6 protein-coding genes are annotated in these 5,967 nt (G+C 34.7%); 2 read left to right on the top strand and 4 right to left on the bottom strand.

Translation table 11 applies throughout. The annotated features are described in order from the left end of the window. The first annotated feature begins 228 nt into the window (after positions 1-228). Positions 229-888: a vancomycin high temperature exclusion protein gene (locus tag AFK68_RS14415; RefSeq protein ID WP_094673407.1), complete on the top strand. Its 660-nt coding sequence runs from the start codon at positions 229-231 to the stop codon at positions 886-888. Positions 889-1,108: 220 nt separating this feature from the next. Further along, positions 1,109-1,747 carry a transaldolase family protein gene (locus tag AFK68_RS14410; RefSeq protein WP_094673406.1) on the top strand — a complete coding sequence of 213 codons (639 nt, stop codon included), beginning with the start codon at positions 1,109-1,111 and terminating at the stop codon, positions 1,745-1,747. A gap of 365 nt (positions 1,748-2,112) precedes the next feature. Here the strand turns inward: AFK68_RS14410 and AFK68_RS14405 are convergent, their stop codons facing one another. From AFK68_RS14405 to AFK68_RS14390, 4 genes are all read right to left on the bottom strand, one after another. Beyond that, entirely contained in the window at positions 2,113-2,736 is a 624-nt protein-coding gene (locus AFK68_RS14405; protein ID WP_094673405.1) for a methyltransferase domain-containing protein, read from the bottom strand. A 430-nt stretch (positions 2,737-3,166) separates the two neighbouring features. Further along, entirely contained in the window at positions 3,167-3,739 is a 573-nt protein-coding gene (locus AFK68_RS14400) for a TerD family protein (protein ID WP_094673404.1), read from the bottom strand. 108 nt (positions 3,740-3,847) lie between these two features. Next, positions 3,848-4,630 (bottom strand): VWA domain-containing protein, encoded by a 783-nt coding sequence (locus AFK68_RS14395; RefSeq protein ID WP_094673403.1) that lies wholly within the window; start codon positions 4,628-4,630, stop codon positions 3,848-3,850. A gap of 124 nt (positions 4,631-4,754) precedes the next feature. Continuing rightward, a complete protein-coding gene (locus tag AFK68_RS14390) occupies positions 4,755-5,786 on the bottom strand; it encodes an ABC transporter substrate-binding protein (protein WP_094673402.1) in 1,032 nt (343 codons plus the stop codon). Between the last annotated feature and the right edge of the window lie 181 nt (positions 5,787-5,967).

Below are 5,967 nucleotides of genomic sequence, written 5' to 3'. Positions count from 1 at the left end.
ATTGATATGACCAGAAAATAAGGTTTCAAGCCTCCCCTTGGATAGGGTGATAAAAAAGAAAATTCAGTATTTCAAGGCTCCCTATTCCATAGAGGTACTGATAACTGTTAACTGATAACTGAAATGACCTAAGAGGTACTGATAACTGTTAACTGATAACTGAAATGACCTATGGGGAGAAGCTTTCAAACGGAATTATTAATTATTAATTATTCATTATTAATTATTATGTTACCTAAATTATTGTTACTCAATCAACGCTTAATTTTGTGGCTATTAGTATTAACAATACTATTAATTCCTCTGGTTTTAAACTTTTACGTCAGAGTAGCTACAAGTAAATATCGGTACAAAAATCCAGAAAAAGTACCAGCTCAACCTATTGCCATAGTTTTTGGCGCAGGAGTTTGGGCAGATGGTACTCCCACACCCATGTTAGCTGACCGAGTACAAGGAGCGGTTAATTTATATAAGATTGGTAGTATTAAAAAGATTTTAATGACTGGTGATAATAGTACCCCTGATTATAATGAAGTAAAAGCCATGGAAGAGTATGCTATTAATCAAGGTGTGTCTGTTGAAGATATTACTCTAGATTATGCTGGTTTTAGCACTTATGAAAGTTGTTATCGGGCAAAAGAAATATTTGGTATTACTCAAGCAGTTTTAGTAACTCAAAACTATCATTTACCTCGTGCAGTTTATACCTGTCGTCAACTAGGAGTAGATGCTCTAGGTTTAGGTACGCCAGATTGGGGAAAATTTAGAAATGATTCTATGAAACGTTATTCTATCCGTGAACTTTTGGCAGTCTTAAAAGCATTGTTGGAAGTTCATATTACTCGTCCTAAACCAACTTTTTTAGGACCTTTTGAGGGAATAAGTTAATAATTAATAATTGATAATTGATAATTGATAATTGATAATGGTAAGCATTTCCTGCGGAATGCTTACTAATAATTAAGAGTAGATCGTAAAAGCTCTCTCTAATTATCAATTATTTATTCAAAATTAGAGGCTTTATACCTTAATTTTTTTGGCAAGAAACACTGTATTTAGCTCAAGTTTTTCAGATTAATTTTTTGATAATTTTTAATAGGAGGAAAAAATGGTTCTTTATCTTGATTCAGCGATAGTAACAGAAGCCAGAGTTGCTAGTAAATTTGGTTGGATATCTGGGGTGACAACTAACCCGACTTTGCTGGCAAAAAGCGATTTATCTCCAGAAGCAACATTAAAGGAACTTTCAGAAATTGTTTCTGGAGAATTATATTATCAACTTACTGCTACTAACTTTGATGACATGATGGCGGAAGCGAAGGCTGCAGCAAAATTAATTGGTCATAAAATAGTTCTGAAAATTCCGGCAACTACTACTGGTTTTCAACTGGTATCTCATTTGTCTAGAGATATTGACTGTTCTGTAACCGGAATATATCATCCTGCTCAAGCAGTAGTAGCTGTAGAAGCAGGCGCTAAATATGCGATCGCCTACGTCAACCGAGCAACTAGACTATTGGGGGACGGTTTAAAGTTAGTACGAGAGATGGCAAAGATAGTTGAAGGTAGCGGTACAGAAATTTTGGCAGCGAGTGTAAAATCTCCTGATGAAGCTGTGGCAACTTTATTAGCGGGTGCTAATCATCTGACATTACCATTTTCTGTTTTGCAGGCAATGACTACTCATAGTTTATCGGAGCAAACTTTTAAAGAGTTTAATGAAAAAGGAAGAGGAATTATGTATTAATATCAAATCCGGTAGCAGATAAAATTTTTTTTATTCCGAATTAAGCAGATTTGATATAGAACCCATTTGGTATCTCTGCAAAGGTGAGGGTTTTTGGCTCTTGAGTCAGGAGTCAGAAGTCAGGAGATTGAGAAATGAAATAGGGGAAAAAAGTAGAATCTAAGCCCCCATATTCCTATCTCCCCAAACTCCCTGACTGAGAGCTGAACCACAAATCAGTGGAATACTTTCTTGTTCTGTTCCAACTGTATAAAATCGGTGTCGGTAGGGGTGCATTTGCATAACCTCAAAAACGGCTTGATCTTCTACCCAAGAGTGCTGCTGTCGAAACCCATTCTCAGTGTTATCTTCCGAGAGATACTGAGTTACTGAGTTACATTGAAGGCAATAAACCCATTAGGGGCAACCTGATTATAGACTACCCTTAAAGCATCAGCCGGAACATGGCCTTGACTAAGAGCTGAACAACAAATCAGGCAGTTAAACCCTCGACCATTTAATGCTTGCTTAGTTATTTCCGTTAAGTTGGTCAAGTCCTCAACATAGTAGTTCTCATAAACCCCTGGATACTGCCTTTGAGCTGCTTGTGCTGCTTGAGGAACAATATCAATTCCCACAATTGATTTCACCCCTAAGTCGGCTAGAGTTTTATCAACCCAACCAGTTCCTGCACCGATATCTAGGACTACCATATCTTCAGCTTTGCCATCTGCTTGGGTAAAATTTTCAACTAATAAAGAACCCAGGATACTATGGGATTTACATTCGAGCTTTTCCATCAGATGCTCATAGAGATAAGGAACTTGGTATATCTCAATATAGTCGTGTAACCACAGTTTGCGTTTTGTTCCATTTTCCTTAAACCAAAAGTATTCTTCATGGATGGGTAAATTGCGAATTCTTTCAATTTCTGGTAGTTCTATCTCAAAATCCACTTTTTGGATATTTTTTGCTTCTTTCCATAAGTTAATTATGAAAAAGTTGTTCACTTTTCCATCAGAAAAAATTGACTTAATCGTTCTATCTTGATATACTAAACCAGCCGGATAATTTTGAAGGACAAAATTTGTCAGGCTGTGATTAAACTCACATTACGTTGAGCTAACTTGTGGCATATAGTTAAATTACTATTTGGCTTCTAGAGTATAGAGTATTCTTAAATTTAGAGGCAGATGTTGCCGAAGTCTAGCATATTGACGGCCTATTTGGCTGAAATTGTACATATCTTAAGGTGTTCCATATTGTTCTGACATTGGTATTTTCTGACAAGATAAGATAATCTGGCACAATTTACCCCCATTAAAATTAGATTTTTTTAGGTACAAATTAGACTTCAACTTTACACTAACCAAAACTATCTAGTCCAGACTTAAGAAAAACTTATGAGCTACTATTACCTAATTTTCTCTACAATTTAGGCTAAGACGCATACTTATCAACAAATCCTTGTAAACCAGAATTATAACCTTGTCCGACAGCTTGGAATCTCCAATCATTATCTTTGCGATAAAGTCTGCCAAATTCCAGAGCTGTTTCTCTAGAAAAATCTTCTTCTAATTCATATTTAGCTACTTCTTGTTCTGTGGTAATATCGTAGATTCTAATAAAAGAATTTCTGACTTGTCCAAAGTTTTGTCTTCTGGCATCTGCTTCATGGATAGTTACTACAAATAGTATTTCTTGAATAGTTTGGTCTACTTTTGTTAAATCTATTTCTATTACTTCATCGTCTCCTGAACCTTCTCCTGTTCTACTATCTCCTGAATGTTTAACTGAAGCATCTGGTGATGTTAAGTTATTGTAGAAAACAAAGTATTTTTCTGTAGGAATTTTGCCATTAGTTCCTAACATAAATACGGAAGCATCTAAGTCAAATGCAGAACCTGTATCTGTAGTATTGACATCCCATCCTAACCCAATACCAGCTTGGGTTAAATTAGGAGATTCTTTGGAGAGATTTATTCTCTCACCTTTACCAAGATTAATAGACATAATTTACCTCTTTTGAGTTATTAGTTTTTAGTTGTAACACAGACATCTTGCCTGTAAACTGACATGAAATCCGCTGTATCAGTTAAACTACTTCTAAAATAGAATTTTTCACTTAAGTAAATGTCGATCGCGAACCAACTTTACCCAACCAGGATATTCAGTCATTAACAAGTCATAAAGTTTTTCATCAGAAATACTTTCTGGATCTTCTAGACTGAAGAAATTTGCATTATCAACGTAGCGATCGCTCATTTCATCAAGTTTTTCCAGAAAGCTAAAATCACTAGAAAATGCTTTTTCTAACCAACCAAAAAATCCTTTTCCAGAAACATCTTTGTGTGACTTACCAATAGCCATAAACTGCCAAAAAATCGGTTCAAAAGATGACCATTTTAATTGTTCTTCTGTCTCTTGTTTATCAGAAGTTGCTCCATCAGTGACAAACATTATATAAATAGGTTCATCAGCAGCAACAGGAGAATTTCTACTACCACCATTTCCAGAAGGAAAATAGAAATTTCTAATCATTTTCATCACCTTGCCATAATAAGTTCCTCCTTCTAATGGATACTTTTGTTGTACTTCAGGAATAAAATTTTGGAAATTAACTAAAGTCATTTCTCCTACCTGATGAGGATTTTGTCCAAACAGAAAAATGTCAATGGAACCATTATCATCAAACCGACATCCTAAAGCCAAAACTTTTTCTGCTAAACGTTGAATTTTTCCTGATGAATACAGGGAAAACATTGACCCAGAAATGTCTAAGCAAAGTCCAACTTTTGCTTGATGATTTGTCAAATTTGCTTTGACTAGGGAGATATCTGCTTTTTTAACCAGGTCGATTAATTTTGGAGCTTCTTGTTCAATTTTTTTCAGAGATATAGCCATAAATTTTACCTAGAAAAACAAACATATTTGATGGACAAATATAAGAAAGTGTCTTAAGCATTTATTGGTTCATGCCACACAAACAGCTTTTCAGTTATCAGTAACCAAAGGCAATAGCTGATAGCTAAATACTTACATTTTTATTAACAAACTGTAAAGTAAAAGCTTCTTGATAGTTAGTATCTGGCTGAATTACTCCTGCCTTTACTACACTATCAAAGAATGATTTCCAGCGTTCGTCTGTCATAGCACCGATACCTTTGGTAATAGCATCTCCAGAAATAACAATACCATATTCTTTCATTTTTTCTAAACTATAAGCTAATAATTCATCTGTCATTTCTGGATTATCTTTTTTAATTAATTGATTGGCAGGTTCGGGATTTTCTAAATAACTATACCAACCTTTGATAGAAGCATCGACAAATCTTTGCACTAAATCTGGATTTTTTTCTACCATTTCTTTTGTAGTTTCTATAGTAGTAGCATAAGGTTCATAACCAGCATCTGCTAATAACATAACTACTGGTTCAAAGCCTCCTTTTTGTTGAATTGTGAATGGTTCAGATGTTAGATAACCTTGCTGAATTACATTTTTATCTACTAGAAAAGGAGCTACATTAAAGTTATAAGGACGTCTCTGGTTATCTGTATAACCAAACTTAGTTTTGAGAAATTGCCAATAGCCTTTTTCAGCTAAAGATGATACTAAAATCGGCTTGCCTTTTAGTTTTCCTAAAGAGTCATTTCCTACTCCTGGATGAGCAATTAATACTTGGGGATCTTTTTGGAAAATAGCTGCAACTGTAATAGTAGGAATTCCTGCTTCTACAGAACTAATTGCCTCGATACCAAATCCCATGTAAAAGTCTATTGCACCTCCTACTAATAGTTGAGTTCCATTTACTTGAGCATTTCCCATTCTAATAGTAACGTCTAAACCATAATCTTCATAAATTCCTGTGGCAATTGCTTGATAAAAACCTCCATGTTCGGCTTGTGCATACCAGTTAGTTCCATAAGTAATTTTGTCAAGATTTTTGCCATTTTTCACAGGTGAAGTAGATTTATTAGTAGTAGTACAACTTGTTAATATGCCAGAGCCAAGAGCAAGGGAGCTATACTGGATAAATTGACGACGATTAATATAATTCATTTTTTTCAGTTCACAGTTATTAGGTTTCAGTTTTCGGTAGCTGATAGCTAACGACTAATATTCATTTGCATACTCAGTTTAAGGAGTCATATTTTTCAGTTATCAGTTAACAGTTTTCAGTATTTTATAGCTGAATACTTAGGACTAATATTCATTTGAATACTAATTTAAGGAATGATAT

Source organism: Hydrocoleum sp. CS-953, from assembly GCF_002260545.1.
GTDB lineage: Bacteria > Cyanobacteriota > Cyanobacteriia > Cyanobacteriales > Microcoleaceae > Trichodesmium.
The sequence above is the reverse complement of the archived record's forward strand: the minus strand, read 5'-3'. Positions and strand labels throughout refer to the sequence as shown.